The sequence below is a fragment of the Micromonospora sp. WMMD980 genome, assembly GCF_029626035.1.
Lineage (GTDB): Bacteria > Actinomycetota > Actinomycetes > Mycobacteriales > Micromonosporaceae > Micromonospora.
This window is the reverse complement of record NZ_JARUBE010000003.1, coordinates 4,353,321-4,380,250: the sequence shown is the minus strand read 5'-3', so window position 1 is coordinate 4,380,250 and position 26,930 is coordinate 4,353,321. Positions and strand designations below refer to the sequence as shown.

The following is a 26,930-nucleotide window of genomic DNA, read 5'->3' as shown; positions in this document are numbered from 1 at the left end:
TGCGTTAAGCGGGGGCCCCTCCTTACATCTCAGCCGGTGTTGCGCATGCCGGCGGCGATGCCGTTGACGGTGGTCAGCAGCGCCCGCTCCAGCGCGGTGCCGTCGTTCGGGGCCCGCCGGCCGCCCGGCGCGGTGGCCACCGCCCGCCCGGCGGCGCCGGACTCGCGGTACTGCCGCAGCAACGCCACCTGGAGGTGGTGCAGCGGCTCCAGGTAGGTGTCCCGCACGGCGAGGGTGCGTTGCAGCACCGGCGAGTTCTCCAGCAGCGCCGGGGTGGCGGTGATCGCCAGCACCTCGCGCTTGGTCAGCTCGTACTCCTCCTCGATCTTCGCGAAGATCGAGTGCAGCTTCTTCGGGACCAGCGTCTCCACGTAACGGCGGGCGATGCTCAGGTCGGTCTTGGTGAGCATCATCTCGACGTTGGACAGGAAGGTGCGGAAGAAGTGCCAGTTGCGGTTCATCTCGGCGAGCACGTCGGCCAGGCCCGCCTCCCGCGCGGCGGCCAGCCCGGAGCCCACGCCGAACCAGCCGGGCACGATCTGCCGGGTCTGCGTCCAGCCGAACACCCACGGGATGGCCCGCAGGCCGGACAGGCCGGCGCCGGTGTTCGGCCGCTTCGCCGGCCGCGAGCCGATGTTGAGCGCGCCGAGCAGCTCGGTCGGGGTGGACGCCCAGAAGTAGGCCGGCAGGTCCGGGTCCTCGACCAGGGACCGGTAGGACCGGAACGCCGACTCGGACACCACGTCCATCGCCGCGTCCCAGCGCTCCAGCATCTCGGCCGGCTGCCGGGGCGCGGTGTGCAGCAGCGTGGCCTGGAGCACGGCGGCCACGGTCAGCTCCAGGTTCTCCCGGGCCAGCGCCGGCAGCGTGTACTTGTCGGAGATGACCTCGCCCTGCTCGGTCACCTTGATCGCGCCGTACAGCGTGCCGTAGGGCTGGGCCAGGATCGCCTCGTGGGTGGGGCCGCCGCCCCGGCCGACCGTACCGCCCCGCCCGTGGAAGAGCCGCAGGTGTACGCCGTGCCGGGCGGCCACGTCGCGCAGCGCGCGCTGGGCCCGGTGGATGGACCACTGGCTGGTGGTGATGCCGGCCTCCTTGTTGGAGTCGGAGTAGCCCAGCATCACCTCCTGCACGTCGCCCCGCGCCGTGACCAGCGCCCGGTAGGCCGGCAGCGACAGCAGCTCGTCGAGCAGTTCGCCACCGGCGTTCAGCTCGGCCGGGGTCTCCAGCAGCGGCACGATGCCGACCCGGGCCCGGCCGCTCTGCACGTCGACCAGGCCGGCCTCGCGGGCCAGCACGACGGCGGCGAGCACGTCGTCGACGCCCAGCGTCATGGAGATGATGTAGGACTCGATGACCTCGGGGCCGAACCGGTCCTGCGCCTCGCGGATCGTGGCGAACACGTCGAACGTCTTGCGGGCCGACTCGGTGAGTGGGCTGTCCTGGGTGGAGAGCGGCCGGCGGCCGGTCAGCTCGTCGGCGAGCAGCTTGGTGCGCTCCAGCCGGCTCAGCGACGGGTAGTCGGGCACCTCGCCGACCGCCTCGTAGAGCTGTGCCAGCACCTCGTGGTGCTTCTCGGCGTGCTCCCGGATGTCCATGGTGGCCAGGTGCAGCCCGAACGCGGAGAGCGTACGGATGGTGGAGGCCAGTCGGCCGACGGCGGTGAGCTGCCCGGAGTTGCGGGCCAACGAGGCGCGTAGCAGCTCCAGGTCGGCGATCAGCTCGGTGGAACCCTGGTAGTCGCGGCCCGGCACGTGCGGGGTCCCGGCGCGCAGCCGCTCCCGGGTGTTGGCCAGCTTCGCCTTCACGCACCGGGCCTTGAGCCGGTAGGGCTCCTCGGCGTTGACCCGGCGGAACCGGGGCGCCACCTCGGGCAGCGCGTCCAGGTCCTTGGCCAGGCTGGCGGAGAGGTCGAGCGAGACCGCGCGCAGCCGGCGGGAGACGCTGACCTCGCTGATCAGCTCGTCCATCGCCTTCTCGGTGGCCTCGATGCCGTGCTCGTGCTGAATCCGCAGCACCTCGCGGGTGACCGTCGGGGTGACGAACGGGTTGCCGTCGCGGTCGCCGCCGATCCAGGTGCCGAACGTCAGCGGGCGGGCCGTCGGCGACGTCTCCACGCCGAGCGTGCGCAGCGTGTCGGCGAGGTCGTCGAGGACCTGCGGCGCGGCCTCCGCGTGCAGGTCGCGGAGGTAGTAGATGGCGTTGCGGGCCTCGTCGGTCGGGTCCGGCCGGTCGAGCCGCAGCTCGTCGGTCTGCCACATCAGGTCGAGCAGTTCGGCGAGGCGGCGGTTGGCCGGGCCCTCGTCGCTGGCGCCGTAGAGGATCGCGTTGGCGGTCTCGGCGTCCAGTTCGTCGGCGATCGCGCGCAGCTTGGACAGGATGGACCGGCGGGCCGCCTCGGTGGGGTGCGCGGTGAAGACCGGGCGGACGGCGAGCCGCCGGGCCGCGGCGGCGATCTCCTCGGCCGGCACGCCACGCTCGGCGATCATCTTGGCGGCCTGGTCCAGCCAGCCGCCGTGAGTGGCGCGGCGGCGGCGCAGGTCGCGGGCGCGGTGCACCTGCTCGGTGATGTTCGCCAGGTGGAAGTAGGTGGAGAAGGCGCGGGCCAGCTTCGTGCCGGTGGTGACGTCGAGCCCGGCGAGGCGCTGGGCGGCGGCCGGCGCGTCGGAACGGACCTGGGCGCGGATCTCCTCGACGAGGTCGAGCAGCGGGCGGCCCTCCTGCCGGGCCAGGGTCTGCCCGAGCAGCGTGCCGAGGCGGCGGATGTCGGCCCGGAGAGCGGCGTCGGGGCCGTCGTGGTCGTGCTGGTCGGTCACGGGTGCGCTCCTTACGCGAGGACGAAGGACAGCGCTGTCCGACTCCCCTGGATGGTATCCGCGCGTGCCCCGAACGCAGGAGGGGGACGGCGTGATGATCTGCACTCTGGGACGCGCCGACCGGTCACCCCTCTGCGGCGGCGCGCCGTTCCGGACCGGTGCGCGCGGCCCGCCGGCGGGCCCGGAACAGCGTCGCGGTGAGCAGCCCGACCAGGCCGGCGGCCACCCACACCAGCAGCCCGACGAGCGACCATCCGCTGCCGCGCCAGTCGAAGTAGATGGCGGACTTGAGCAGGTCGGTGGTGAGCCCCGGCACGTTCCAGCGGTGCATGCCGCGCAGGAACGCGGGCAGGAACTCGGGCGCGTAGATGCCGCCGGAGCCGGGGTTGCCGAGCACCACCAGCAGCAGGATGACGATGCCGGTGCCGAGCAGCCCGAGCCACGCCTGCACGGCCGTCGCGACCATCCCGGCCGCGAACGCGGCCAGCGCGCCGACCACCGCGATCGTGCCCACGTCGTGCGGGAACACGTCCAGCACCGGCCCGACCAGCACAGCGCCGATGATGCCGAGCAGAATGGAGTGCACCGCGAGGGTGGCGATCCGCAACCCGGCGCGGCGCAGCCCGCGCGGGCTGGTGCCGAGCGAGATGCCGAGCGCGGTGGACGCCAGGTAGCCGCCGAGCACCACACCGACCGCCAGATAGAACGGGACCAGGCCTCGCGGGTCGCCGCCGGAGACCGGCACCTCGTCGGTGACCTGGAGCGGCACGCCGGCCTGCCGGGCGGCCTGGGTCAACACGTCGGTGACGAGTTCGGTGGCGGCGGGCGCACCGGCGCTGGCGGTGGTCAGGGTCAGGCCGCCGGAGGTGGAGCTGAGCACCGCGTACACCGAGCGGTCGTTCAGGCCGTCGACGGCGCGGGCCCGGCTGTCGTACCCGACGGGTTTGATGGTGTCGGTGCGGGCGCGGACGGCCGACATCACGGCCTGCGCCTGCTGGTCGCTGGTGACCACGGCGACCGGCACGTCCTTCGGGTCCGGCTTGTGCAGCGCGCCGACGTAGGCGGCGATGAACGCGCTGGCCAGCGCCAAGGTGCCGAGCACCAGCGCCGCCGTGCGGGGCAGCCAGTCCCGGGTGCGCAGCTCCGGCTCGTCGTCCACGGCCCCAGCCTATGGCCGGAAATCGCTGGTGCGGGCCGATAGCGTCGGATCATGACGCCCCCGCGTTACCCCACCAAGCCGCAGCCGGGCGACCGGGTCGCGGTCGTCTCACCCTCCGCCGGCCTGCCGGGTCTCTTCCCCGAGGTGTACGAGCTGGGCCTGCGCCGGATCCGCGAGGACCTCGGCCTGGAGCCGGTGGAATATCCGACCACCCGCGTCATGGGCGCCGACCCGCGCGATCGGGCCCGCGACCTGACCGCCGCGTTCGCCGACCCGACGATCACCGCGGTGCTCGCCACCGTGGGCGGGGACGACCTGATCACGGTCACCCCGTTCCTCGACGACGAGGTGCTGCGGGCCAACCCGAAGCCGTACTTCGGCTATTCGGACAACACCAACGTGCTCAACCACCTGTACCGGCTGGGGACCGTGGCCTACCACGGCGGCTCGGTGCTCGTGCACCTCGGCCGCTCCGGCAGGCCGCACCCGACGACGCTCGACTCGCTGCGCGCCGCGCTGTTCACCACCGGCTGGTGGGACCTGACCGCCGCCGCCGAGTGGGGCGACGAGCCGTGCGACTGGCGGGACCCGGCGACGCTGGCCGAGGAACCGCCGATGTACCCGGGCGAGGGCTGGCGGTGGCACGGCCCGGCCCGGGTGGTCCAGGGCCGGACCTGGGGCGGCTGCCTGGAGATCGTGCACTGGCTGGCGGCGGTCGACCGGGTGCCGTCCGCCGCCGAGCTGGTCGGCTCGGTGCTGGTCGTGGAGACCTCCAACGAGCTGCCGCCCGCTCAGGAGGTCTTCCGGATCGTGCGGAACCTGGGCGAGCGCGGCCTGCTCGCCGGCTTCCCGGCGATCGTGGTGGGCCGACCGAAGGCGTGGGACTTCGACCGGCCGCTGTCCGTCGCGGAGCGGCTGGCGTGGGGCGAGGAGCAGCGGGCGGCGATCCTGCGCGCGATCGGCCCGTACGCCGACGACCCGGTGGTGGTCTTCGACGTCGACCTCGGTCACACCGACCCGCAGTTGATCATCCCGTACGGCGGGGAGATCCGGGTCGACGCGGTCGAGCGCCGGATCGCGGTGCGCTACTGACCGCGCTGCTCCCGCACGAACACGCCGGCGCCGGGTGCGCCCTCGACGAGTCCTCGTCGCGCCGCCTGATCGCCCCCTCCGCAGCACCACCCGGCTCGGTGGAACGCTGTGGCCCTCAAAAGAGGGTTTTGACGGCCATGGCGTTCCACCCACCGCGTCGGGGTGCCGGCTAGTGGAACGCCATGGATGTGTCGGCTCCCGGTTGGCGCCCAGGGGGTTCCACTCGCCGGGGTGGCCTCGGGGGAGCGCAGCGCGGAGCGGCAAGATCCACTCCATCTCGGCGATGTGGCGGTGTCGGAGCGCTGTTGACCCCGCCACTTCGGCGAAATGGTGCGGATCTTGCGCGGCGCGGGTCAGGCGTCGACGACGGCGAAGGCGCGGACCGGAAAGGTGCCCATGCCGGCCACCCGCGGCGGGGCGGCGGTGAACCGGCAACCGGTCGGCGGCAGCGCGTCCAGGCCGGTCAGGTGCTCCACGATCGGGATGCCGGCGGCCAGCAGCGCGGTGTGCGCCGGCCGCCGCCGGGGTCATGTCGTCGATGTTGATCGAGTCGATGCCGACCAGCGCCGCGCCTGCGTCGACCAGCCAGGAGGCGCCGTCGCCGGTCAGGTACGGCGCGTCCGGCGCGGCGTAGGCGGCGGTGCCGAAATGCGCGTCCCAGCCGGTGTGCAGCAGCACCGCCAGTCCGGCCACCTCGTAGGGGGCGAGCAGCAGGCGGTCCACCGCCCGGATGCCGGCGGGCACGCGGACCACCAGGGCGGCAGGTCGGCCAGCCGGTCCAGCGGCACCCCGGCCAGGTCGGGGGCGTCGGCGAAGCGGTGCGACGGCGTGTCGACGTACGTGCCCGTGTTGGCGATCATGTCGATGCGGCCGATGTGGAACTCGACGCCCGGCGCGTACCGCTGTCGGGAGGCCGCCCGGCTCAGCCAGTCGGTGATTCGCGGGGCCGGCAGGTCGGGGAGCGTGACCAGGCCGTCGTGGATCTCGTGGCTCAGTTCGATCAGGCGCCGCCCGCCGGCGGCCGGGGCCTCGACGCCGCGCCCGCCCTTGTGTGGCTCCTCCACCGTGCTCCGGTTGCTGATCCGCACCTCGCCGACCATGAGCAGCCCGAGGTGCCGGACGAGCAGCGCCGCCAGCTCGTCGTCGGTGACGTCCGGGCCCGGCACGTCCAGCCGGAACCCGTCGGTGCGCAGGCCGCCGCCGTTGGCGAAGACCACCTCTGCGTCGAAGACCGCCCGATACTCGACCATCCGCCCACCGCACCACGCTCCGTCGAAGGTCGTCAAGATCCGAATGGCGGGCGCTGCCGGCGTCGCGGAACCGGGGCCGGAAGGCGTCGAGATCGAAAAGCGGCCGTGCCCGGATCGTCGGGGGAGAGGGATAGGCTCGAACGGTGCACCCCCCGTCCGGCTGGACGCGGGGTCGTCGTCATGCGCCGACCCGCTGGAAGTGATCACTGATGCTCACCGGACTCTTCGCCGCCGCCCTGGCCGACCCCGGGCTGGCCCGGGCGCGTGACCTGGCGCGCTCCGGTGCCGCGCAGGTCGACGGCCTCGACCTCACCGCCCCCGCCGCGCTGCGCCCGTTCGCGGTCGCGGCGGTGGCCGCCGACGAGCAGGGGGCCGGGCGGCCGGTGCTCGCCGTCACCGCCACCACCCGCGAGGCCGACGACCTGGTCTCCGCGCTGGGCAGCCTGCTGCCCCCGGAGCAGGTCGCGGTCTTCCCGTCCTGGGAGACGCTGCCGCACGAGCGGCTCTCGCCGCGCTCCGACACGGTCGGCCGGCGCCTGGCCGTGCTGCGCCGGCTGGCCCACCCCGACTCGGCCGACGCGCACGGCCGCACCGGGCCGCTGCGGGTGGTCGTGGCGCCGGTCCGGTCGCTGCTCCAGCCGCAGCTCAAGGGCCTCGGCGACCTGGAGCCGGTGCAGCTCGCCGCCGGCGAGGAGGCCGACCTGGAGGAGGTGGCCCGCCGGCTCACCGACATGGCGTACGCCCGGGTCGACCTGGTCACCAAGCGCGGCGAGTTCGCCGTGCGCGGCGGCATCCTGGACGTCTTCCCGCCCACCGACGAGCACCCGTCCCGGGTCGAGTTCTGGGGCGACGAGGTGGAGGAGATCCGCACCTTCGCCGTCGCCGACCAGCGCACCATCGAGGGCGTGCCGCAGCTCTGGGCGCCGCCCTGCCGCGAGCTGCTGCTCACCCCGTCGGTGCGGCAGCGGGCCGCCGCGCTCGCCGCCGAGCACCCCGAGCTGGCCGAGATCCTCGACAAGCTGGCCGAGGGCATCCCGGTCGAGGGGATGGAGTCCCTGGCCCCGGCGCTGATCGGCGACGACGCGCTGGAGCTGCTCGTCGACTGCATGCCGGCCGGCACCCACGTGCTGCTCTGCGACCCGGAGCGGATCCGCACCCGGGCGCACGACCTGGTCCGTACCTCGGAGGAGTTCCTCCAGGCGAGCTGGGCCGCGGCCGCCGTCGGTGGCCAGGCCCCGGTCGACCTCGGCGCCGCCGCCTTCAAGACCCTGGCCGAGGTACGCGCGCAAGCCCGCGCCCTGCGCCAGCCCTGGTGGACGCTCGCCCCATTCGGCCTGGTCGAGGCGGACGCCGCGCCAGCCCGGCAGCCCTGGGAGGACGCGCCGGCAGAGGTCGACGTCACGCCCGACGACGCCGTCGCGGTGAGCCTCGCCGCCCAGCCCGCCCCGCTCTACCACGGCGAGACCGCCCGGGTGGCCGACGACCTGAAGCGCTGGGCCGGCGAGGGCTGGTCGATCGCGCTCGTCTTCGAGGGCCACGGTCCCGCCCAGCGCGCGGTCGAGGTGCTGCGCGACGCCGGTCTCGGCGCCCGGCTCACCGAGGAGGTGTCCACCGCGCCCGCCCCGGGCGAGCTGGTCGTCTCCTGCGGCTGCCTGACCGCCGGCTTCGTCGACGAGGCGTCGAAGTTCGTGCTGCTGACCGGCAACGACGTCACCGGCGGCCGGGGCACGTCGACCCGCGACATGCGCAAGATGCCCAGCCGCCGGCGCAACACCATCGACCCGCTGGAGCTGAAGGCCGGCGACTTCGTGGTGCACGAGCAGCACGGCATCGGCCGCTACGTCGAGTTGGTGCAGCGCACCGTCAACGGCGCCAGCCGCGAATACCTCGTGATCGAATACGCGGCGAGCAAGCGCGGCCAGCCCGGCGACCGGCTCTTCGTCCCCACCGACCAGCTCGACCAGCTCTCCCGTTACGTCGGCGGCGAGCAGCCCACGCTGCACAAGATGGGCGGCGCGGACTGGCAGAAGTCCAAGGCCCGGGCCCGCAAGGCGGTGCGGGAGATCGCCGCCCAGCTCATCCAGCTCTACGCCGCGCGGAAGGCGTCCAAGGGGCACAACTTCGGGCCGGACACCCCGTGGCAGCGGGAGTTGGAGGACGCGTTCCCCTGGCAGGAGACGCCGGACCAGATGGCCGCCATCGAGGAGGTCAAGCGGGACATGGAGCAGACCGTCCCGATGGACCGGCTGATCTGCGGCGACGTCGGCTACGGCAAGACCGAGATCGCGGTGCGGGCGGCGTTCAAGGCGGTGCAGGACGGCAAGCAGGTGGCCGTGCTGGTGCCCACCACCCTGCTGGTGCAGCAGCACTACAACACGTTCGCCGAGCGGATGAGCCAGTTCCCGGTGAATATCCGGCAGCTCTCCCGGTTCCAGACGCCGAAGGAGAGCGAGCGGACGCTGGAGATGGTCGCCGACGGCAGCGTCGACATCGTCATCGGCACCCACCGGCTGCTCCAGGCGGCCACCCGGTTCAAGCAGCTCGGGCTGGTCATCATCGACGAGGAGCAGCGCTTCGGCGTCGAGCACAAGGAGCACCTGAAGACGCTGCGCGCCTCGGTCGACGTGCTCGCCATGTCGGCCACCCCGATCCCCCGGACGCTGGAGATGGCGATCACCGGCATCCGGGAGATGTCCACCATCGCCACCCCGCCGGAGGAGCGGCACCCGGTGCTGACCTTTGTCGGCGCGTACGACGACCGGCAGGTGGCGGCCTCCATCCACCGCGAGCTGCTCCGCGACGGGCAGGTGTTCTACCTGCACAACCGGGTCGAGTCGATCGACAAGGCGGCGCGGCGGCTCCGCGAGCTGGTGCCCGAGGCCCGGGTCGCGGTGGCGCACGGCCAGATGGGTGAGGAGGCGCTGGAGAAGGTGATGGTCGGCTTCTGGGAGAGGGAGTTCGACGTCCTGGTCTGCACCACGATCGTGGAGTCCGGCATCGACATCCCGAACGCCAACACGCTGATCGTGGAGCGCGCCGACCTGCTCGGCCTGGCCCAGTTGCACCAGATCCGCGGCCGGGTCGGCCGGGGCCGGGAACGCGCGTACGCCTACTTCCTCTACCCGCCGGAGAAGCCGCTCACCGAGCACGCGCACGAGCGGCTGGCGACCATCGCCCAGCACACCGAGCTGGGCGCCGGCATGTACGTGGCGATGAAGGACCTGGAGATCCGGGGCGCCGGCAACCTGCTCGGCGGCGAGCAGTCCGGCCACATCGAGGGCGTCGGCTTCGACCTGTACGTGCGGATGGTCGGCGAGGCCGTCTCCGCGTTCAAGGGTGAGAGCACCGAGGAGGAGACGGACGTCAAGATCGACCTGCCGATCGACGCGCACCTGCCGCACGACTACGTCGGGGTGGAGCGGCTGCGGCTGGAGATGTACCGCAAGCTCGCCGAGGCCCGCGACGCCGAGCGGCTGCGCGAGGTGGTGGCCGAGATGACGGACCGCTACGGCGAGCCGCCCGCGCCGGTGCAGAACCTGGTGGCGGTGGCGCGGTTCCGGCTGCTGGCGCGCGGTTACGGGCTCAGTGACGTGACCATGCAGGGCAAGCACATCCGCTTCGGCCCGCTGCCGCTGCCCGACTCCAAGCAGATGCGGCTCAAGCGCTACCACCCCGACTCGGTCTACAAGCAGGCGCTCGACCAGGTCAGCGTGCTCCGGCCGAGCACCCGCCGGGTCGGCGGCGAGCCGCTGCGCGACCAGGCGCTGCTGGAGTGGTGCGCCCAGCTCCTCAAGGATGTCCTCGGGGATCCGGTCGCGGCGGCGCAGCCTGCGGGGGCGCGGTGAGGTGGGCGGCGTCACAGCCGGCCGCGGGGCGTGAGAGAGTGACCGTCATGCGTGCTCGCCGTCTTGTCGCCGTCGCCAGCGTGGCGGTCGGCCTCGTCGCCCTCTCCGGTTGCCGTACCGAGCCCGGGGTCGCCGCCTACATCGGTGACCACCGCGTCACCGAGGACCAGGTCACCTCGATCCTCGACGAGGTCCGGGGCGGCCTGGCCAGCCAGCCGGCCACCGCCGGGCAGGCCGACGCGCTGCTGCCGCCCCGCGACCAGGTGGTCGCCACCCTGGTGTTGTCGGACGTGTGCCGGGCCCTCTCCGCCGACAAGGGCTACCAGCCGAAGGCCCAGGTGACGCCGGAGCAGGTGGCCCAGCAGACCGGGCTGCCCGCCGACTCGACGTACCCGAAGAAGGTCGCCGAGTTCTACACCTGCGTCTCCGGGGTGCCGGTGGGCGAGTCGACCGCCCCTTCGAAGGAGGACCTGGCCGCGGTGGTCGCCGCCGGCCGGGCCGCGGGCGCCATCCCGCCGGACGTCTCCGACGCCGACGCCGCCGGGCAGCTCGACGGCGAGCAGCTCCGCTCCGCGCTGGCCACCCGCAAGGCGCTCGCCGACGCGATCGACGGGTACGACGTCTCGGTCAACCCGCGCTACCGGCCGCTGGCCTTCCCGGTGCTCACCTTCAAGGGCGACGTGCCGGCGGTTTCCGTGCCGTTGGGCGAGCCGGGCTCGTCAGTCACCGACATCTCCACGCCGGAGCCGGAGACCGGTGAGTCGGCGCCGGTGGTCGAGCCGTCGGCGGCGCCCGGCGCATGAACGCGCGCATCGTCCTGCTGGTCACCTCGCCCCGGCTGCCGGCCGGCCTGCTGACCTCGGCCGCCTGGGACGCCGTCCGCTCCGCGCCGGTCCTCACCGGCGTCGACGGTGAGCTGGCCCGGGCGGTCCGGACGGCCGGCGCCGAGGTGCGGGTGGTGACCGAGGGCGCGACGCAGGCGTTGCTGGACGCCGCCGCCACGCACGGCGGCGCGGTGTGGCTGGCCGGCCCGGCCGGCGACGAGGCGCTGGCCCGCGAGCTGGGGCTGCGGTTGGCCCGCCAGCCGGGCCTGGCCGAGCTGGAGCTGATGTACGGCTCCTGGGACCCGCCGGGCGCCCGGCTGCTCGACGCGGTCGAGGTGATGGACCGGCTCGCCTCGCCGGGCGGCGATCCGTGGAAGCGGGCGCAGACCCACCGCAGCCTGGCCGTATTCCTGCTCGAGGAGTGCTACGAGGCGTACGACGCCATCAGCGCCGACGACACCGACGCGCTCCGGGAGGAGCTGGGCGACGTGCTGCTCCAGGTGCTGCTGCACGCCCGGCTGGCCGAGGACCTGCCGGAGGGGAAGAGCTGGACCGTCGACGACGTGGCCGGCGGCCTGGTCGACAAGATGGTCCGGCGCAACCCGCACGTGTTCTCCGGCGAGCGGGCCGGCACGATCGAGGAGATCGAGGCCAACTGGGAGCGGATCAAGCGGGCCGAGAAGACCCGTGAGTCGGTGCTCGACGGCATCGCGCTGAGCCAGCCCGCGCTCGCCCTGGCCGCGAAGATCCTGGACCGCGCCGGCCGGGTGGGGTTGGCGGTGCCGCCGCCGCTCGCCGAGTCGCAGGTGGACGCGGAGGCGCGGCTGGGCGCGAGCCTGCTGGCCACCGTCGCGGCGGCCCGGCAGGCCGGCATCGACCCGGAGGCGGCGCTCCGCCGCGCCACCCTGGCGTACGCCGAGGCGGTCCGCGCCGCCGAACGCGCCACCCCCGACCAGCCCTGACCCACCCTCGTCGCCCCTCCCCGTCCCCACGCGAGCGTTTCCAGCCGTCGTCGATCTTGCAGTTCCGGCCCCGGCGAATCGGCTGAACCGGACATAAGAGGGGCGGCAACTGCAAGATCGCGGATCCGGGCGGTGCCGGGGTGGTGTCTTTCTCGAAGTGCGAGATCCGGCGTTCGCATCTCGGGAAATCTGCAGATCTTGGAAGGAATGTGCCCCCGGAGGGGCCATTTCCTTCCAAGATCTCGCGAGCCGAGCCGAGCCGAGCCGAGCCGCGCGGGGGTGGGGACGTCGGGGGTGGTCGGTAGGGTCGGGGAATGGAAGCGTTCGTGCCGCTCGCGGAGCGGATCGTGGAGGCGTTGCTGGAGAGCCGGCCCGGGTTGGCCACCTCCGTCGGGGACCACCGCTACGACGACCGCCTGCCCGACCTCTCCGCCGACGCGCTCGCCGCCGACCGGGCGATGCTGAAGGACGCCGCCGACGCGCTCTCCGAGATCGACCCGGACGTGCTCGACGTCGAGGAGGGCGTCGAGCACGCGCTGCTCAGCAGCCTGGTCGACCGGGGGCTGTTCGAGGCCACCGAGATCCGCGGCCACGAGTGGGATCCGCTGCGGCACAACCCGGGTCCGCTGCTGCACGCGTTGCTGGCCCGCCCCTACGCCCCGGTCGACGAGCGGCTGACCCACCTGGCGGGGCGCCTCCGGGCCGTACCGGACGCCTTGGCGACCGCGCGCGCGACGCTGCGGGACATGCCGCGGGTTCACGCCGAGACGGCGGTCGGGCAGTTCGCCGGCGCGGCGGCGCTGGTCCGCGACGAGGTGCCGGCGCTGCTCGCGCAGGCGCCGGCGCTGCGTGACCGGGTGGGCCCGGCGGCCACCGCCGCGCTCGCGGCGCTGGACGAGTTCGTGGCGTGGCTGCGGGCCGGGCTGGCGGCGGACGCCGGCCCGGGGCGCGACCCGCGGCTGGGCCGGCGGCGCTGGGAGGCGCGGCTGTGGCACACGCTCGACACCGAGCTGGGCGCCGCCGAGGTGCAGCGCCGCGCCTGGGCGAACCTCGACCGGGTCACCGACGAGATCCGCGCGGCGGCGGTCGAGCTGGTCGGTGGTCCGGCCGACGACGAGACGGTACGCCGCGCGCTGGACCTGCTCGCCGCCGAGCACCCGGACGACGCCACCATCGTGGACCTGGCCTCGGTCACGCTCGACGAGGCGAGCGACTTCGTCCGCCACCACGACCTGGTGAGCCTGGTCGCGGATCCCTGCGTGATCCAGGAGATGCCGGAGTTCGCGCGGGGTGTGGCGGTGGCCTACTGCGACTCGCCGGGTCCGCTGGAGACGGCCGACGTGCCGACGTTCTACTGCATCGCGCCCACCCCGGCGGACTGGCCGGCGCGGCGGGTTGAGTCGTTCTACCGGGAATACAACGACCACATGATCCGCAACCTGACCGTGCACGAGGCGATGCCCGGTCACTTCCTCCAGCTCGCCCACGCCCGCCGCTACGCCGGCCCGACCCGGGTGCGCGCGCTCACCGAGTCCGGCGTGTTCATCGAGGGCTGGGCGGTCTACACCGAGGAGCTGATGGCCGGGCTGGGCTTCGGCGGGTTGCCGGTGCGGTTGCAGCAGCTCAAGATGCAGCTCCGGATGACCATCAACGCGCTGCTCGACCAGCTCGTGCACTGCGACGACCTGCCCGAGGCCGACGCGATGGCGCTGATGACCGGGCGGGGCTTCCAGGAGGAGGGCGAGGCGGCCGGTAAGTGGCGGCGCGCGTTGCTCACCTCGACGCAGCTCTCCACCTACTTCGTCGGCTACAGCGAGATGGCCGAGATCGCCGCCGCCCGGCCGGACGGCGTCAAGGTGCGCGACTGGCACGACGCGATGCTGGCGCACGACTGCCCGCCGCCGCGCCACCTGCGCACGCTGCTGGGGGTGTGAGGGTTCAGGACGTCTTGGTGCGCCGGTCCACCACGCCGGCGCCCGCCGGCGGGTCGAACGTGGCGGCCTCCACGGTCTCGGTGTAACGACTGAGCGTGACCTCGGCGGCCTTGCCGTCGAGCGTGCCGGTGAAGCTGCCCAGCACCCCTTCGGTGGTCACGCAGGTGGCGAACCGTTCTCCGGCGTCGGTGACGTCCACGCAGGTGGCGTGGTGCCCGGCGAGGGTGGTGTCGCTCTGCTCGATGACCGCCTCGGGCTCCAACGCCGCTTCGGTGAGCAGCCGGATCACCGCCGGCGGGGTGACCAGGCCCAGCTTGCGGGCCTCGTCGTAGACGATCACCGACGGCTTGCCGGCGGTGAGCACCGGCGGCGACACGGTGCAGGAGGTGCGGGCGGCGGTGCTCGCGCACCGGGTCACCGCCTCCTGGGTCACCGTGATCTTGCCACCGGGCCAGGTGTAGGTGGAGCGGAGCGGCTTCGCGGTCTGCGCGATAGAGGCGGTCCGACCGCCGGCGAGCTGGTAGTCGGCGGCCCAGGTCTGCTCCAGCGCCCGGTCCATCCGCGCGGCGAGGTCGTTGACCAGGTCGGCCCGCCCGAGCGCGACGCCCGCGTCGTCCAGGCTCTGGCAGCCGGTGACCGAGAGCGACGCGATGACCGAGGCGGCGAGCACGCGGAGAGTCGTCGAGGCGGCAGGCATGATGCCCAGCCTTGTCGATCGACGCAACCTCTCGCAAACCGGTTGCCGGTTGCCGACCGGTAAAGCGGCAATGTCCGTCTCATTCGCCGCCGTGGGGTCCGCCCCGACCGGCATGCGGGAGGGCGGGGACCGATACGCTGCGTTCAACACCTGCCTCAGCCGCACCGTCGCGGCCCGAACCGGACCGGAACACACAAACGAGGAGCGACTCAGTGGCAACCATCGAGGGAATTGTCGCCCGGGAGATCCTGGACTCGCGGGGCAACCCGACGGTCGAGGTCGAGGTCGGGCTCGACGACGGCACGATCGCCCGCGCCGCGGTGCCGTCCGGCGCCTCCACCGGCGCCTTCGAGGCGGTCGAGCTGCGCGACGGCGACAAGGACCGCTACCTGGGCAAGGGTGTCGAGAAGGCCGTCGCCAACATCGAGGACCGGATCGTCGACCAGCTCATCGGCTACGAGGCCAGCGAGCAGCGGCTGATCGACCAGAAGATGATCGACATCGACGGCTCCGACAACAAGGGCGAGCTGGGCGCCAACGCCATCCTCGGCGTCTCGCTCGCCGTGGCGAAGGCCGCCGCCGGCAGTGCCGAGCTGAGCCTCTTCCGCTACCTGGGCGGCCCCAACGCGCACCTGCTCCCGGTGCCGATGATGAACATCCTCAACGGTGGCGCGCACGCCGACTCGAACGTCGACATCCAGGAGTTCATGATCGCGCCGATCGGCGCGCCGACGTTCCGGGACGCGGTCCGCTCCGGCGCCGAGGTCTACCACGCGCTGAAGTCGGTGCTGAAGAAGAAGGACCTGTCGACCGGCCTCGGCGACGAGGGCGGCTTCGCCCCGAACCTGCCCACCAACGCCGCCGCGCTGGACCTGATCGCCGAGGCGGTGGAGAAGGCCGGCTACCGGCTCGGCACCGACATCGTCTTCGCGCTCGACGTGGCCGCCACCGAGTTCTTCGACAACGGCGCCTACACCTTCGAGGGCAGCACGAAGAGCGCCGAGGAGATGAGCAACTACTACACCAAGCTCGCCGGCGACTACCCGATCGTGTCCATCGAGGACCCGTTGGCCGAGGACGACTGGAGCGGCTGGGGCACGCTGACCGCCGCGCTGGGCGACCGGATCCAGATCGTCGGCGACGACCTGTTCGTGACCAACCCGCAGCGCATCGCCCGGGGCATCGCCGAGCGGGCCGCCAACGCGGTGCTGGTCAAGGTCAACCAGATCGGCTCGCTCACCGAGACGCTGGACGCCGTGGACCTGGCTCACCGGGCCGGCTTCACGTGCATGATGAGCCACCGTTCCGGCGAGACCGAGGACACCACCATCGCCGACCTGGCGGTCGCCACCGGCTGCGGCCAGATCAAGACCGGCGCCCCGGCCCGCTCCGACCGGGTCGCCAAGTACAACCAGCTCCTGCGGATCGAGGAGGAGCTGGCCGACGCGGCGCGGTACGCCGGCGCCGGCGCGTTCCCGCGTTACCGTTCGGCCTGAGGTCAGCGCTCCGGGGGAGGGGTGTGACGATGCAGCAGCGCCGCACACCGGGTGGCCAGCGGCCCGCCCGTCGGCCGGGTCAGGCCGGCCGGGCGGGCGGTGCCCGGGTCCGGTCCACGGCCCGCGACGGTGGGGTCCGCGCGGAGACGCGCGCCGCCGGGCGGTCACCCGGCGCGTCCCGCGCCACCGAGGGCGTACGCTCCGCGAACCGTCCGGGCGCGGCCCGGCGTGGCGCGGCCGGCGGCCCGGTCAAGCGGCTCACCGCACCCCAACCCCGGCGCTTCACCGGGCGTGCCACCGTGTTGTTCGCGGTGCTGATCGCGCTCGCCCTGGCCTACACCTATCCGGTCCGGGTCTACCTGGACCAGCAGGCCGACATCGAGCGGATGGAGGCGTCCCAGGCCGCGCAGCGGGCGGAGATCGATCGGCTGACCGCCGAGGCGGCCAAGTGGAAGGACCCGGAGTACGTCAAGACGCAGGCCCGGGAACGCTTCTTCATGGGCAAGCCCGGCGAGACCCTGCTGGTGGTGCTCTCCGACCCGGACGGCGCCGCCAGGGACGCCGGCAAGGGCGCGAAGCCGGGGCCGCCGAAGCCGCCCGACCCCTGGTACGACACCCTGTGGTCGAGCGTGCAGGCGGCCAACGCCGAGCGCCCCGACAAGTGAGCACCACACGAGAGGCACTTCCTTGAGCGTCGTACCACCGCAGGACCCGGCGGCGGACTCCGTACCCCCGCCGGAGCGCCGGCCGGCCACCGAGGCCGACCTGGCCGCGGTGGCCGCCCAGCTCGGGCGCACCCCGCGCGGCACCCGGGCGGTGGCCCACCGGTGCCCGTGCGGCCTGCCCGACGTGGTGGAGACGACGCCCCGGCTGGCCGACGGCACGCCCTTCCCGACGCTGTTCTACCTGACCTGCCCCCGGGCGACCGCGGCGTGCAGCCGGCTGGAGTCGGCCGGGCTGATGAAGGAGATGGCCGACCGGCTCGCCGAGGACCCGGAGCTGGCCGCCCGCTACCGGGCCGCGCACCAGGACTACCTGGCCCGCCGGGACGCGATCGGCGAGGTGCCGGAGATCGCCGGCATCTCGGCGGGCGGGATGCCCGGCCGGGTGAAGTGCCTGCACGTGCATCTGGGCCACGCGCTCGCCGCCGGCCCGGGGGTGAACCCGTTCGGCGACGAGACGCTGGCGCTGGTGGAGAAGTGGTGGGCCGCCGGTCCCTGCGTGGACGTGCCCGCCGGGGAGTGAGATGACCACCGTCGACCAGATCGTGGTCCGCCGAGCCCGCACCGCCGACGTGCGCGGCATCCGCCGGCTGGTGGACACCTACACCGACGACCGGCGGCTGCTCAGCAAGGCGACCGTGACGCTCTACGAGGACGTGCAGGAGTTCCGGGTCGCGGTGACGCCGGACGGCACGGTGGTCGGCTGCGGCGCGCTGCACGTCATGTGGGAGGACCTGGCCGAGATCCGGACGGTGGCGGTCGACCCGTCGTGTCGGGGGCACCGGCTCGGGCACCGGATCGTCGGCGAGCTGATCGACGCGGCGCGCGAGCTGGGCGTGGCCCGGATCTTCGTGCTCACGTTCGAGACCGGCTTCTTCGGCGCGTTCGGCTTCCGCGAGATCGACGGCGCCCCGGTGCCGCAGCCGGTCTACGAGCAGCTTCTGCGCTCCTACGACGAGGGTGTCGCCGAGTTCCTCGACCTGGAGCGGGTGAAGCCCAACACGCTCGGCAACACCCGGATGCTGCTGCGCCTGTGAGCCGGCCGGGCCGTAGGGTGGCGGCGTGAGCGCGCGTGTGGGGGCCATCGACTGCGGGACCAACTCGATCCGACTGCTGATCGCCGACCTGCCGGACGAGTCCGCCGGCCCGTCGGCGCCGCTGGTGGACGTCAGCCGGCGGATGGAGATCGTGCGGCTGGGGCAGGGCGTCGACCGGACCGGCACGCTCGCGCCCGAGGCGATCGAGCGCACCCGGGTGGCGCTCGCCGACTACGCGGCGGAGATCGAGAAGGCCGGCGTCGACCGGGTGCGGATGTGCGCCACCTCGGCCTCGCGTGACGCCTCCAACGCCAATGACTTCCGGGCGATGGTGGAGCGCACGCTCGGTGTGGCGCCGGAGGTGGTCACCGGCGACGAGGAGGCCCGGCTCTCGTTCACCGGCGCGGTGCGCGGCCTGTCCGCCGACGCCGAGCCGCCGTACCTGGTGGTCGACATCGGCGGCGGCTCGACCGAGTTCGTGGTCGGCACCCGGGAGGCCGGTGTGCGCGGGGCGATCTCGGTGGACATCGGCTGCGTCCGGATGACCGAGCGACACCTGCACGGCGATCCACCCACCCCGGCGGAGATCGCCGCAGCCGAGGCGGACATCGCGGCGGCGGTGGACCGGGCGCTGGCCGCCGTGCCCGGCCGGGAGGCCGCCACGCTGGTCGGGCTCGCCGGTTCGGTCACCACGGTGGTCGCCCTGGCCGAAGGGCTCACGGAGTACGACCCGAGCCGCATCCACCATGCCCGCGTCCCCTACGAGCGAGTGGCGTCGGTGACCGCCTACCTGCTCGGCGCCACTCGGGAACAGCGCTTGGCCGAGCCGGTGATGCACCCCGGCCGGGCGGACGTGATCGGCGCGGGCGCGCTGGTGCTGCGGGTGATCATGGAGCGGGCCGGCATGCCGTCGGTGGTCGCCTCCGAGCACGACATCCTCGACGGCATCGCCTGGAGCCTCGCCTAGCCTCCTCGGACGGGTTCCGCCCCTGCCTACGGCCGGTATGATTTCCATATGGTCACCACTGTCAATCTTCCCGACGGCCTGCACGAGCGGCTGAAGGATCTCGCCGAGCAGGAACACCGGTCGATGAACGCCACCATCGTCGTCGCCGTGGAGGAGTACGTTTCGGCGCGCAGTCGCCAAGCTCGCGTGCGAGATCTCGCGCGTGAGGTTGCTGAGCGTGACGCCGAGCTGCTGCGGAGGCTGGCCGAGTGATCCGCTATCTCGAGGTCGACGACCTCGTGGAGATCGCCTCAGTCGTCCTGGGAGAGACGCCGCAAATTCGTGACTTCGGTCTGCTGTCGTCGGCGGTGGTCCGCCCGGCCACCGTGGTGTTCGGCCAAGAGGCGTATCCGGATCTCTGGAGAAAGGCCGCCGCGTTGCTGCACTCGGTCTGCATGAACCACGCGCTGATCGACGGCAACAAGCGGCTCGCTTGGGCGGCGGCACGCGTCTTCCTGGCCCTCAACGAGGTGTCGATCCAGGATGTCGACGTCGACCAGGCCGAGGCCTTCGTGATGTCAGTCGCCAGCGGCACGATGACTGAGGTTCCCGACGTGGCTCGCGAACTCCGCAAGCTCTACGTCTGATCAGTCGCAGCGGACGCCCAGCACCGCCAACATCATGATCGCCGGGCTGGACCGGGGGGCTCCTATGCGATGGGCAAGCTTTCTCACACGTCGGGGGCGGGGAGATCTTGGAAGCTGAGTGCCCCTCCAAGGGCCATTTCCCTCCAAGGTCTCGGGCGGTTCAGTCCGAAGACAGGTCCGGTCGGTGCTCTCGCACCCACTTCTCGACGTCCGACTTCCGCCAGATCTGGCCCATCTTGAGCACCTGATACGGGGCAGGGAAGTCGCGCCGGGAGGCGACCACCGACGCGCGGGCGCGCGAGACGCCGCCGAGCATGTCTCGGATCTCGGCGATTCCCACGAACTCGACCACGTCTTGACGGTAGGTACCGCCGATTGTTTGACGATCGATAACAGCGATCGGCGTTGACGATCGATAACAACATGAGCACGATCGGGGGATGAGCGCGCCGAATGTCTCTCCCGTACCCGATCGCGGTCGCCGGGCCGTCCGGCCGCACGTGCCGATGCGACCGCGCTGGCTGTGCCGGGTGTGCGTGGGCCCATGGCCGCGCCAGCCGGCCCGACTGTTGTTGCTGATGGACTACCGGTGCGACCGCGTGGCCCTGTCGATCTACATGGCGACCTGCCTGTTCGACGCCACCGCAGACCTGCTGCGACAGAACCCGAACCCGCAGGAACTGTTCGACCGTTTCGTCGGGTGGACCGCCCGCCCGCCGCTCCGGTGATCAAGGAGTTCGACCGAATGGTATGGCGTTGTTGACGGTATTACGCAATGCGCACTAGTGTGTGGAGCGTGGATACTACGCAGCTTCTCAAGGGTGTCCTCGACCTGGCCGTGCTCGCCGTGCTCAAGGACTCCGACGGCTACGGCTACGACATCCTCCGCCGGCTGCGCGAGGCCGGCCTGACCGAGGTCGGCGACGCCTCGGTCTACGGCACCCTGCGCCGGCTCTTCGCCGCCGGCCTGCTCACCACCTACGTGGTACCCAGCGAGTCCGGGCCGCACCGCAAGTACTACTCGTTGAACTCTGCGGGGCGGGACCAGCTCACCCGCTCCGGCAAGACCTGGCGGTCGTTCGCCGCCACCATGGACGCACTGCTCGACGATCGGGGGATGGCGGCATGACCGTCACTGGGCAGGAGATCACGAACTACGTCGACCGGGTGCGGGCCGCGCTCGTCGACCTCCCGCCGGCGCTCCGGGACGAGTTGACCGAGGACCTTCCGGAGCACCTCGCCGAGGTGGCCGCCGAGGGCGACGGCACGCTCGTCGACCGGCTCGGCGCGCCCGAGGCGTACGCGGCGGAGCTGCGCAGCGCAGCCGGCGTTGGGGAGGGGCGGCGACCCGTGCGCTTCCACCGCCTGGCCGAGGTGCGGGAGCGGACGGTCACCCAGTTGCGCCTGATGGACAGCCAGCTCGGCCCGGTGCTCGGGCATGAGAGGGTCACCGACTTCCTGCGCCCGCTGCGCCCGGCCTGGTGGCTGGTACGCGGCTGGCTGGCCGCCCTGCTCCTGGCGGCAATCGTGGACGGTAGTTCCGGTCTGGTGCCCCGGGTGAACGGAAACAGCTCCGCCGGGTTGCTGCTGCTCCTGGGCGCGATCGTCGTGTCGATGTGGTGGGGTCGCCGCTCCGCCGGGCTCACCGGGTGGCGGCGGCAACTGCACCAGATCGCCACCGCCGCGCTGCTGTTGTTCTCCTTCGCCGTGCTGGCCGAGGTGGACCAGCGCGCCGACACCGACGTCTACAGCAACTACGAGCAGACGTCGGTCGACCACCGGCTCGACCGGATCGAGGACGTCTTCGTCTACGACCAGCAGGGGCGGCTGGTCCGCGATGCACAGCTCTTCGACCAGAACGGCGTGCCGATCCGGCTCGGTTGGCCGAACTGCATGGACTCGTCCGGCAACGTGCCCGCGCCGCGCAACGCCTACCCGTACTGCGCCATGCGCGCCCCGTTCGGCGCGCCGGCAGTCCCACCCGCGCCCGCGCTGAGCGGCACTGCCGCGCCGAGCGGCACCCCTGAACCCACGGTGACCGGCACTCCCGCGCCGACGGCGACAGGCACGCCCGGAACACCGGGGCCGACGCCGACGCGCTGAGTCGGTCGGCCCGGCCCGGGCCTCGGTGAGCCACGCCTGTCGAGCTGAGTCGTCCACGACATCAGCTCGACAGCGTGTCCGCGAATCCCGGCGCGCTGCCCTGGGTGGCCCTCCGTCCGGATGAACCGACAGGAGGTGAATGACACTGTTCTTCCGTCTTCCCCGGGCCGGTGACCGCATGGCACGCTACCGGCACGTAACACCCAACTGTGCGACCAGCCAACGATGACTGACCGCTAGGAGGACGGGCCCATGGGCGAGATGGTGAGCTTCACCGGCAACGGGGGGACGAGCGAGGGGTATCTCGCGATACCCTCCGGCGGTGTGGCCAGCCCGGCGGTCATCGTCATCCAGGACTGGTGGGGCCTGGTGCCCCACATCCAGGCCGTGGTCGACCGCTTCGCCGAGGCCGGTTTCGTCGCCCTCGCGCCCGACTTCCGGCACGGCGGCCCGGCCGTGAAGCCGACCGAGCCCCGGCAGATGCTGAACAGCACGCAGATGGACGAGGCGGCCAGCGACATCGCCGCCGCCGCCGAATACCTGGCCAACCGGCCCGAGGTGGCCGGCAAGGTGGGCTGCGCCGGGTTCTGCGCGGGCGCCAGCCTGGCCCTGTGGTCCGGCACGTCCTCCGAGCGGATCGTCGCCACCGCCGGCTTCTATCCACGCCTGCCCTGGGAGGGCATGCCCACCGATTGGTCCGGCTACGCCGGGAAGGCGTCGCTCGTGCACTGCTCCGAGGCGGACGGCCTCTCCGCCGCCGACGGGGTGCAGAGCGTCAGCCGGTCCATCGAGGCCGCCGGCGGCACCTGCCAGACGTTCGACTACCCGGGCACCGCGCACGCGTTCTTCAACGAGGACCGGCCGGAGCACTTCGACCAGCGTGCCGCCGCCACCGCGTGGGCGCGCACCCTGGAACTGTTCCGGGCGAAGCTTGGCTGAGACGCGTACCCCCGCGGAGGTGGTCGCCCGCGCGGCGCGGGCGACCGACCTGGCCGACCTCGACGGCGCGGTCGGCGACTGCTTCGCCTGCCCGCGCCTGGTCACCTGGCGGGAGGAGGTGGCCCGGGTCAGGCGGGCCGCGTTCCGCGACCAGCGCTACTGGGGACGGCCGGTGCCGGGCCTCGGCCCGGCGGACGCGCGGATCGCGATCCTCGGCCTGGCGCCGGCCGCGCACGGCGGCAACCGCACCGGCCGGGTCTTCACCGGGGACCGCTCCGGCGACGTGCTGTTCGCCGCGCTGCACCGGGCCGGGCTGGCCAACCAGCCGACCAGCGTCGCCGCCGACGACGGCCTCGCGCTGCGGGACACCCGGATCTTCGCCGCCGTGCGCTGCGCGCCGCCGGACAACAAACCCACCCCGGCCGAGCGGGACACCTGCGCGCCGTGGATGCACCGCGAGGTCGAACTGGTACGTCCCACGCTGCGCGTGGTGGTCGCGCTCGGCGCATTCGCCTGGGCCGCGTGGTGGCCGGTGCTCCGCCACGTGTACGGACAGCGCCCGCCCACGCCGCGACCGGTGTTCGGCCATGGGGCACACTGGTCCGGCGAGTCCGTGCCGGCGTTGCTCGGCTGCTATCACGTCAGCCAGCAGAACACGTTCACCGGCCGGCTCACGCCCTCGATGCTGGACGACGTGTTCACCCGGGCGAAGCAACTGTCCGGGGTGGACTGAGGAACACCTGAGGCGGTGGGATGGTTTTCGGCGTGCTGCGCAGATGGTGGCCGGTCGTCGCGGTGACGGCGCTGCTCGCGGCCGCCGCGCTCGCCGCCGGCCACTCCGCCATCGGGGCCAGCCGGATCCCGCCCGCGGCGGACACCATCCCGTACGTGCCCGACTATCCCTCCGAGGCGCCGCCCTCGATCCCGGTCGAACCACGGGGGGCCGCCGAGTCCACGTCCGGCGGGGTGCCGGACTGGCTGGCCACCTCCGCCGTGGCGCTGCTCTTCGCGGTCGTGCTGGGCGCCGTCGGCTACGTGCTGTTCAGCGTGGTACGCGGCGCGCTGCGCCGGACCACCCGCGCGGTGCCGGTGCGGCGCACCCGGCGCACCGCCGAGGGCACCGCCCGTGAGGTGGTGGCCGCCCTGGACGCCGGGCTGGAGGAGTTGGACGACCGGTCCACCGACCCGCGGACCGCGGTGATCGCCTGTTGGGTCCGGCTGGAGGAGGCCGCCGAGGACGCCGGGGTGCCCCGCGAGACCGGCGACACGCCCACCGACCTGGTCACCCGGCTGCTGCGCGGCGACGCCGAGGCGGGCATTCCGGCGATCGCCAGCGCCGACGTGCTGGACGGTTTCGCGCACGTCTACCGGGAGGCGCGTTACGCCACCCGACCTGTCGACGAGCGCACCCGCGACCAGGCCCGGTCGGCGCTGCGCCGGCTGCGCGGCGAGCTGACCAGCGTGGCCGCCGGGGAGGTCGGCGTCGCATGAGCACCAGCATCGACGACCTGCTCGGCTCGGGCGAGGAGCCCGCCGGCACCGCCGAACGGCCGGCCGGCGGTCGGGCGCGCGGGCTGCTGCGGACCGTGCTGGTCACCGCCGCCGCCGTGGCGGTGATCCTGGTCGTCCTGCGCACCGTCGGCCTGCGGGTGCCGATCTGGATCATCGTGGCGGGCGTGCTCGCCGTGCTCGCCGTCCGTCGGGTCACCGCCGCGCTCTCGCCCCCGCCGCCGCCCCGCGCGGGCGCCCGGACCCCCTCCGGCGAGGAGCCCGGCTCCTGGAACTGGTCCGCACGGGACGCGCTGCGGACCGCCATCAACGGCTGGGAACGGCCGCTGGACTGGTGCGCCGACAACCGGGAGCGGTTCACCGAGCGGGTGCTGCCCCGCCTAGGTGAGCTGGCCGACGAACGGTTGCGCCAACGCCACGGCGTGACCCGCGACTCCGACCCGGCGCGCGCCCGCGCCCTGCTCGGCGAGCCGCTCTGGACGTTCCTCGGCACCCCCGCCCGCCGCCCCCCGACGCCGCGCGACCTCGCGGTGATCGTCGCCGAACTGGAGAAACTCTGATGAACGACGTGGACCGGAGCATGCCCCCCGCCGAGGTGGGCCGGCTCGCCCGGGCCGTCCTGGACGCGGTCGGCACCGTCGTGGTCGGCAAGCGCGAGGCGCTGGAACTGGTGCTGGCCGGCATCCTCGCCGGCGGTCACGTGCTGCTGGAGGACCTGCCCGGCCTCGGCAAGACGCTCACCGCGCGCTGCTTCGCGCAGGCGCTCGGCCTGGACTTCCGCCGGCTCCAGTTCACCCCGGACCTGCTGCCCGCCGACGTCACCGGCTCCTTCCTCTACGACCAGAGCAGCGGCGACTTCTCCTTCCGCGCCGGCCCGCTCTTCACCAACCTGCTGCTCGCCGACGAGATCAACCGGACGCCGCCGAAGACCCAGTCGGCGCTGCTGGAGGCGATGCAGGAGAAGCAGGTCTCGGTGGAGGGCGTGACCTACCGGCTGGACGAGCCGTTCCACGTGCTGGCCACCGCGAACCCGATCGAGTACGAGGGCACCTACCCGCTGCCCGAGGCGCAGCTCGACCGGTTCCTGCTGCGCGTCTCCTTCGGCTACCCGAACCACGACGAGGAGTGGGAGGTGCTGCGCCGGCGCATCGCCCGCCGCCGCGAGGAGGCCGAGATCAAGCCGGTGGTGGACGCCGGCACGGTGCGCGCCATGCAGGCCGCGCTGGAGGACGTGGTCGTCGAGGACTCGATCGGCCGCTACGTGGTGGCGCTCACCGCGGCCACCCGGGAGCACCCGTCCGTGTTGGTCGGCGCGTCGCCCCGCGGCTCACTGGCGCTGCTGCTGCTGTCCCGGGTGCGGGCGGTGCTGGCCAACCGGGACTACGTGGTGCCGGAGGACGTGAAGGCGGTCGCGGCACCCGCCCTGGCGCACCGGATCACGCTGCGCCCGGAGATGTGGCTGCGCCGGGTCGACCCGTCGTTCGTGGTCGGCGAGGTGCTCGACTCGACGCCCGCGCCGGCCAGCGGCGCGCTGCCCAGCTACGCCGCCGGGCGCTGATGGACGCGCGGGCCGAGCCGGCGGGCGGCTGGGCGCCCACCTGGGCGCTCGGCCGGGCCGTGCTGCTCACCGGCGTGCTGGTCGTCGCGGCCGTGCTGCTCGGTCGGATCGACCTGGTGGTGCTGGCCACGCCGTTCGCGTTGGGCACCGCGTACGCGCTGCGCCGCCGCCCGGCGGCCCAGCCCGAGCTGGAGTTGGGCGTCGCCGACACCCACCTGGTCGAGGACGCGCCGATGGCCGCCACGGTGGCGGTCGCCAACCCGGACCAGATCGGCTACGACGTGGCGGTGGTGCGGACCCGGATGTCGCACTGGCTGCGGGTGGAGCAGGTCGGCTTCGGCGGCGCCGGGCTGGACGTGAGCCGCTCCGGCGGCGCGGACCGGCCGTTCGTCACCTCCGTGCCCCGGGGCAGCGCCGTCGACCTGGAGCTGACCGGCACCGCGTTGCGCTGGGGCCGGCATCCGTTCGGCCCGGCCGGCGTCCGGGTCGCCGCCGCCGGCGGGCTGCTGGTGTCCCGGGCCGTGATCACCGACTCGATCCGGGCCCGGGTCTATCCGCGCACCGAGCCGTTCGACGCGGTCGAGGCGATGCCCCGGGCCGCCGGGCTGGTCGGCGGCCACCGGTCGCGGCGACCGGGGGAGGGCGGCGAGCTGGCCGGGGTACGCGTCTTCGCGCCCGGGGACCGGCTGCGCCGCATCGACTGGCGGGTGTCGTTGCGGGCCCGCCAACTGCACGTCGCGGCGACCCTCTCCGACCGGGACGCCGAGGTCGTGGTGCTGCTGGACGTGCTGGCCGAGGCGGGCCGCTCCGGCGGCGTACGCGGGCCGGCGTCGGTGCTCGACACCACGGTCCGGGCCGCCGCCGCGATCGCCGAGCACTACCTGCACCGGGGCGACCGGGTGGCGCTGCTGGAGTACGGCCCGTCGGCCCGGCGGCTGCGCCCGGCCACCGGTCGCCGGCAGTACGTCACGGTGCTGGAGTGGCTGCTCGACGTGCAGGCCGACTCCTCCCCGCACGAGCCGTACGAGCAGGTGTTCGGCCCGCAGGTGCTCTCCTCGGACGCGCTCGTGGTGGTGCTCACGCCGCTGCTCGACGAGCGTTCGGCGCAGATGCTGGCCCGGCTGGCCCGGGGCGGCCGGTTCGTGGTGGCGGTGGACACGTTGCCGGCCGAGCTGCCGGTGCCGAAGGACCGGGGGTGGGCCGAGGTGGCGTACCGGCTGTGGCGGCTGGACCGGGACACGATGATCGGCCAGCTCCGGGAGCACGGGGTGCCGGTGGTGCGCTGGGCCGGCGCGGGCAGCCTGGACGAGGTGCTGCGGGACGTGTCGCGGCTGGCGACCGCACCGAGGGTGGGCGTGCGGTGAGCGCGAGGAACGCAGCGCAGCGGAGTCCCG

General features: G+C 73.3%; 26 protein-coding genes and 1 pseudogene. 21 read left to right on the top strand and 6 right to left on the bottom strand.

Features of this window, described 5'->3' with window-relative positions:
- Positions 1–29 precede the first annotated feature (29 nt).
- Both ppc and O7618_RS20490 read right to left on the bottom strand, forming a co-directional pair.
- Complete coding sequence (gene ppc, locus O7618_RS20495; RefSeq protein WP_278107731.1) at positions 30–2,816, bottom strand: phosphoenolpyruvate carboxylase; 2,787 nt, start codon at positions 2,814–2,816, stop codon at positions 30–32.
- 124 nt (positions 2,817–2,940) lie between these two features.
- Positions 2,941–3,975, bottom strand: coding sequence for a hypothetical protein (locus tag O7618_RS20490; protein ID WP_278107730.1), 1,035 nt, complete (start codon positions 3,973–3,975; stop codon positions 2,941–2,943).
- Positions 3,976–4,026: 51 nt separating this feature from the next.
- Between O7618_RS20490 and O7618_RS20485 the strand changes: the two genes are divergently transcribed.
- Positions 4,027–5,067 (top strand): S66 peptidase family protein, encoded by a 1,041-nt coding sequence (locus O7618_RS20485; protein ID WP_278107729.1) that lies wholly within the window; start codon positions 4,027–4,029, stop codon positions 5,065–5,067.
- A 353-nt stretch (positions 5,068–5,420) separates the two neighbouring features.
- On the opposite strand, the gene O7618_RS20480 is transcribed toward O7618_RS20485, so the two are convergent.
- A complete protein-coding gene (locus tag O7618_RS20480; RefSeq protein WP_278107728.1) occupies positions 5,421–5,543 on the bottom strand; it encodes a hypothetical protein in 123 nt (40 codons plus the stop codon).
- A gap of 118 nt (positions 5,544–5,661) precedes the next feature.
- A pseudogene (locus O7618_RS20475) lies at positions 5,662–5,745 on the bottom strand (cyclase family protein); the annotation flags it as partial.
- 781 nt (positions 5,746–6,526) lie between these two features.
- On the opposite strand from O7618_RS20475, the gene mfd reads away from it, so the two are divergent.
- From mfd to O7618_RS20455, 4 genes are all read left to right on the top strand, one after another.
- Entirely contained in the window at positions 6,527–10,162 is a 3,636-nt protein-coding gene (mfd, locus tag O7618_RS20470; RefSeq protein WP_278107727.1) for a transcription-repair coupling factor, read from the top strand.
- A 47-nt stretch (positions 10,163–10,209) separates the two neighbouring features.
- Positions 10,210–10,965: a hypothetical protein gene (locus O7618_RS20465; RefSeq protein ID WP_278107726.1), complete on the top strand. Its 756-nt coding sequence runs from the start codon at positions 10,210–10,212 to the stop codon at positions 10,963–10,965.
- Complete coding sequence (locus O7618_RS20460; protein WP_278107725.1) at positions 10,962–11,948, top strand: nucleoside triphosphate pyrophosphohydrolase; 987 nt, start codon at positions 10,962–10,964, stop codon at positions 11,946–11,948. Before O7618_RS20465 ends, O7618_RS20460 begins: the two co-directional genes overlap by 4 nt.
- Positions 11,949–12,262: 314 nt before the next feature.
- A complete protein-coding gene (locus O7618_RS20455; protein ID WP_278107724.1) occupies positions 12,263–13,882 on the top strand; it encodes a DUF885 domain-containing protein in 1,620 nt (539 codons plus the stop codon).
- Positions 13,883–13,886: 4 nt separating this feature from the next.
- On the opposite strand, the gene O7618_RS20450 is transcribed toward O7618_RS20455, so the two are convergent.
- Positions 13,887–14,579, bottom strand: coding sequence for a hypothetical protein (locus O7618_RS20450; RefSeq protein WP_278107723.1), 693 nt, complete (start codon positions 14,577–14,579; stop codon positions 13,887–13,889).
- Between the two features lie 212 nt (positions 14,580–14,791).
- Here O7618_RS20450 and eno point away from each other — a divergent pair, with 212 nt between their 5' ends.
- Genes eno through O7618_RS20415 form a run of 7 tightly spaced genes read left to right on the top strand, consistent with a single transcriptional unit; the run spans position 14,792 to position 19,427 of the window.
- Positions 14,792–16,075 (top strand): phosphopyruvate hydratase, encoded by a 1,284-nt coding sequence (eno, locus tag O7618_RS20445; RefSeq protein WP_278107722.1) that lies wholly within the window; start codon positions 14,792–14,794, stop codon positions 16,073–16,075.
- Between the two features lie 29 nt (positions 16,076–16,104).
- Positions 16,105–16,740, top strand: coding sequence for a septum formation initiator family protein (locus O7618_RS20440; RefSeq protein ID WP_278107721.1), 636 nt, complete (start codon positions 16,105–16,107; stop codon positions 16,738–16,740).
- A 22-nt stretch (positions 16,741–16,762) separates the two neighbouring features.
- Positions 16,763–17,320: a DUF501 domain-containing protein gene (locus tag O7618_RS20435; RefSeq protein WP_278107720.1), complete on the top strand. Its 558-nt coding sequence runs from the start codon at positions 16,763–16,765 to the stop codon at positions 17,318–17,320.
- A 1-nt stretch (position 17,321) separates the two neighbouring features.
- The gene (locus tag O7618_RS20430; RefSeq protein WP_278107719.1) at positions 17,322–17,834 is read left to right on the top strand and encodes an amino-acid N-acetyltransferase; all 513 of its coding nucleotides are present in this window, start codon (positions 17,322–17,324) and stop codon (positions 17,832–17,834) included.
- 37 nt (positions 17,835–17,871) lie between these two features.
- Positions 17,872–18,801, top strand: coding sequence for a Ppx/GppA phosphatase family protein (locus O7618_RS20425; RefSeq protein WP_278110088.1), 930 nt, complete (start codon positions 17,872–17,874; stop codon positions 18,799–18,801).
- Between the two features lie 48 nt (positions 18,802–18,849).
- Positions 18,850–19,053 (top strand): Arc family DNA-binding protein, encoded by a 204-nt coding sequence (locus tag O7618_RS20420; RefSeq protein WP_278107718.1) that lies wholly within the window; start codon positions 18,850–18,852, stop codon positions 19,051–19,053.
- Entirely contained in the window at positions 19,050–19,427 is a 378-nt protein-coding gene (locus O7618_RS20415; RefSeq protein ID WP_278107717.1) for a Fic family protein, read from the top strand. Before O7618_RS20420 ends, O7618_RS20415 begins: the two co-directional genes overlap by 4 nt.
- Positions 19,428–19,587: 160 nt before the next feature.
- Here O7618_RS20415 and O7618_RS20410 read toward each other — a convergent pair whose 3' ends face one another.
- Positions 19,588–19,767 carry a hypothetical protein gene (locus O7618_RS20410; RefSeq protein ID WP_089157072.1) on the bottom strand — a complete coding sequence of 60 codons (180 nt, stop codon included), beginning with the start codon at positions 19,765–19,767 and terminating at the stop codon, positions 19,588–19,590.
- Between the two features lie 100 nt (positions 19,768–19,867).
- On the opposite strand from O7618_RS20410, the gene O7618_RS20405 reads away from it, so the two are divergent.
- From O7618_RS20405 to O7618_RS20365, 9 genes are all read left to right on the top strand, one after another.
- Complete coding sequence (locus tag O7618_RS20405) at positions 19,868–20,155, top strand: hypothetical protein (protein WP_278107716.1); 288 nt, start codon at positions 19,868–19,870, stop codon at positions 20,153–20,155.
- A 68-nt stretch (positions 20,156–20,223) separates the two neighbouring features.
- Entirely contained in the window at positions 20,224–20,556 is a 333-nt protein-coding gene (locus O7618_RS20400) for a PadR family transcriptional regulator (protein ID WP_278107715.1), read from the top strand.
- A complete protein-coding gene (locus O7618_RS20395; protein WP_278107714.1) occupies positions 20,553–21,530 on the top strand; it encodes a hypothetical protein in 978 nt (325 codons plus the stop codon). The genes O7618_RS20400 and O7618_RS20395 overlap by 4 nt, the downstream gene beginning before the upstream one ends.
- Positions 21,531–21,782: 252 nt before the next feature.
- Positions 21,783–22,469, top strand: a complete 687-nt coding sequence (locus O7618_RS20390) for a dienelactone hydrolase family protein (protein WP_278107713.1) — start codon at positions 21,783–21,785, stop codon at positions 22,467–22,469.
- Positions 22,470–22,488: 19 nt separating this feature from the next.
- Positions 22,489–23,202: a uracil-DNA glycosylase gene (locus O7618_RS20385; RefSeq protein ID WP_278110085.1), complete on the top strand. Its 714-nt coding sequence runs from the start codon at positions 22,489–22,491 to the stop codon at positions 23,200–23,202.
- Positions 23,203–23,222: 20 nt separating this feature from the next.
- Positions 23,223–23,960 carry a DUF4129 domain-containing protein gene (locus O7618_RS20380; RefSeq protein WP_278107712.1) on the top strand — a complete coding sequence of 246 codons (738 nt, stop codon included), beginning with the start codon at positions 23,223–23,225 and terminating at the stop codon, positions 23,958–23,960.
- Positions 23,957–24,538 carry a hypothetical protein gene (locus tag O7618_RS20375; RefSeq protein WP_278107710.1) on the top strand — a complete coding sequence of 194 codons (582 nt, stop codon included), beginning with the start codon at positions 23,957–23,959 and terminating at the stop codon, positions 24,536–24,538. The genes O7618_RS20380 and O7618_RS20375 overlap by 4 nt, the downstream gene beginning before the upstream one ends.
- Positions 24,538–25,536, top strand: coding sequence for a MoxR family ATPase (locus O7618_RS20370; protein WP_278107709.1), 999 nt, complete (start codon positions 24,538–24,540; stop codon positions 25,534–25,536). Before O7618_RS20375 ends, O7618_RS20370 begins: the two co-directional genes overlap by 1 nt.
- Complete coding sequence (locus O7618_RS20365; RefSeq protein ID WP_278107708.1) at positions 25,536–26,900, top strand: DUF58 domain-containing protein; 1,365 nt, start codon at positions 25,536–25,538, stop codon at positions 26,898–26,900. The genes O7618_RS20370 and O7618_RS20365 overlap by 1 nt, the downstream gene beginning before the upstream one ends.
- The last annotated feature ends 30 nt before the right edge of the window (positions 26,901–26,930 follow it).

Excerpts from the sequence above, each read along its gene's own strand:
- O7618_RS20485 (WP_278107729.1), top strand. The coding sequence starts at position 4,027 with ATGACGCCCCCGCGTTACCCCACCAAGCCGCAGCCGGGCGACCGGGTC.
- mfd (WP_278107727.1), top strand. The coding sequence starts at position 6,527 with ATGCTCACCGGACTCTTCGCCGCCGCCCTGGCCGACCCCGGGCTGGCC.
- O7618_RS20465 (WP_278107726.1), top strand. The coding sequence starts at position 10,210 with ATGCGTGCTCGCCGTCTTGTCGCCGTCGCCAGCGTGGCGGTCGGCCTC.
- O7618_RS20460 (WP_278107725.1), top strand. The coding sequence starts at position 10,962 with ATGAACGCGCGCATCGTCCTGCTGGTCACCTCGCCCCGGCTGCCGGCC.
- O7618_RS20455 (WP_278107724.1), top strand. The coding sequence starts at position 12,263 with ATGGAAGCGTTCGTGCCGCTCGCGGAGCGGATCGTGGAGGCGTTGCTG.
- O7618_RS20450 (WP_278107723.1), bottom strand. The coding sequence starts at position 14,579 with ATGCCTGCCGCCTCGACGACTCTCCGCGTGCTCGCCGCCTCGGTCATC.
- O7618_RS20440 (WP_278107721.1), top strand. The coding sequence starts at position 16,105 with ATGCAGCAGCGCCGCACACCGGGTGGCCAGCGGCCCGCCCGTCGGCCG.
- O7618_RS20430 (WP_278107719.1), top strand. The coding sequence starts at position 17,322 with ATGACCACCGTCGACCAGATCGTGGTCCGCCGAGCCCGCACCGCCGAC.
- O7618_RS20420 (WP_278107718.1), top strand. The coding sequence starts at position 18,850 with ATGGTCACCACTGTCAATCTTCCCGACGGCCTGCACGAGCGGCTGAAG.
- O7618_RS20405 (WP_278107716.1), top strand. The coding sequence starts at position 19,868 with ATGAGCGCGCCGAATGTCTCTCCCGTACCCGATCGCGGTCGCCGGGCC.
- O7618_RS20395 (WP_278107714.1), top strand. The coding sequence starts at position 20,553 with ATGACCGTCACTGGGCAGGAGATCACGAACTACGTCGACCGGGTGCGG.
- O7618_RS20390 (WP_278107713.1), top strand. The coding sequence starts at position 21,783 with ATGGGCGAGATGGTGAGCTTCACCGGCAACGGGGGGACGAGCGAGGGG.
- O7618_RS20380 (WP_278107712.1), top strand. The coding sequence starts at position 23,223 with ATGGTTTTCGGCGTGCTGCGCAGATGGTGGCCGGTCGTCGCGGTGACG.
- O7618_RS20375 (WP_278107710.1), top strand. The coding sequence starts at position 23,957 with ATGAGCACCAGCATCGACGACCTGCTCGGCTCGGGCGAGGAGCCCGCC.
- O7618_RS20370 (WP_278107709.1), top strand. The coding sequence starts at position 24,538 with ATGAACGACGTGGACCGGAGCATGCCCCCCGCCGAGGTGGGCCGGCTC.
- O7618_RS20365 (WP_278107708.1), top strand. The coding sequence starts at position 25,536 with ATGGACGCGCGGGCCGAGCCGGCGGGCGGCTGGGCGCCCACCTGGGCG.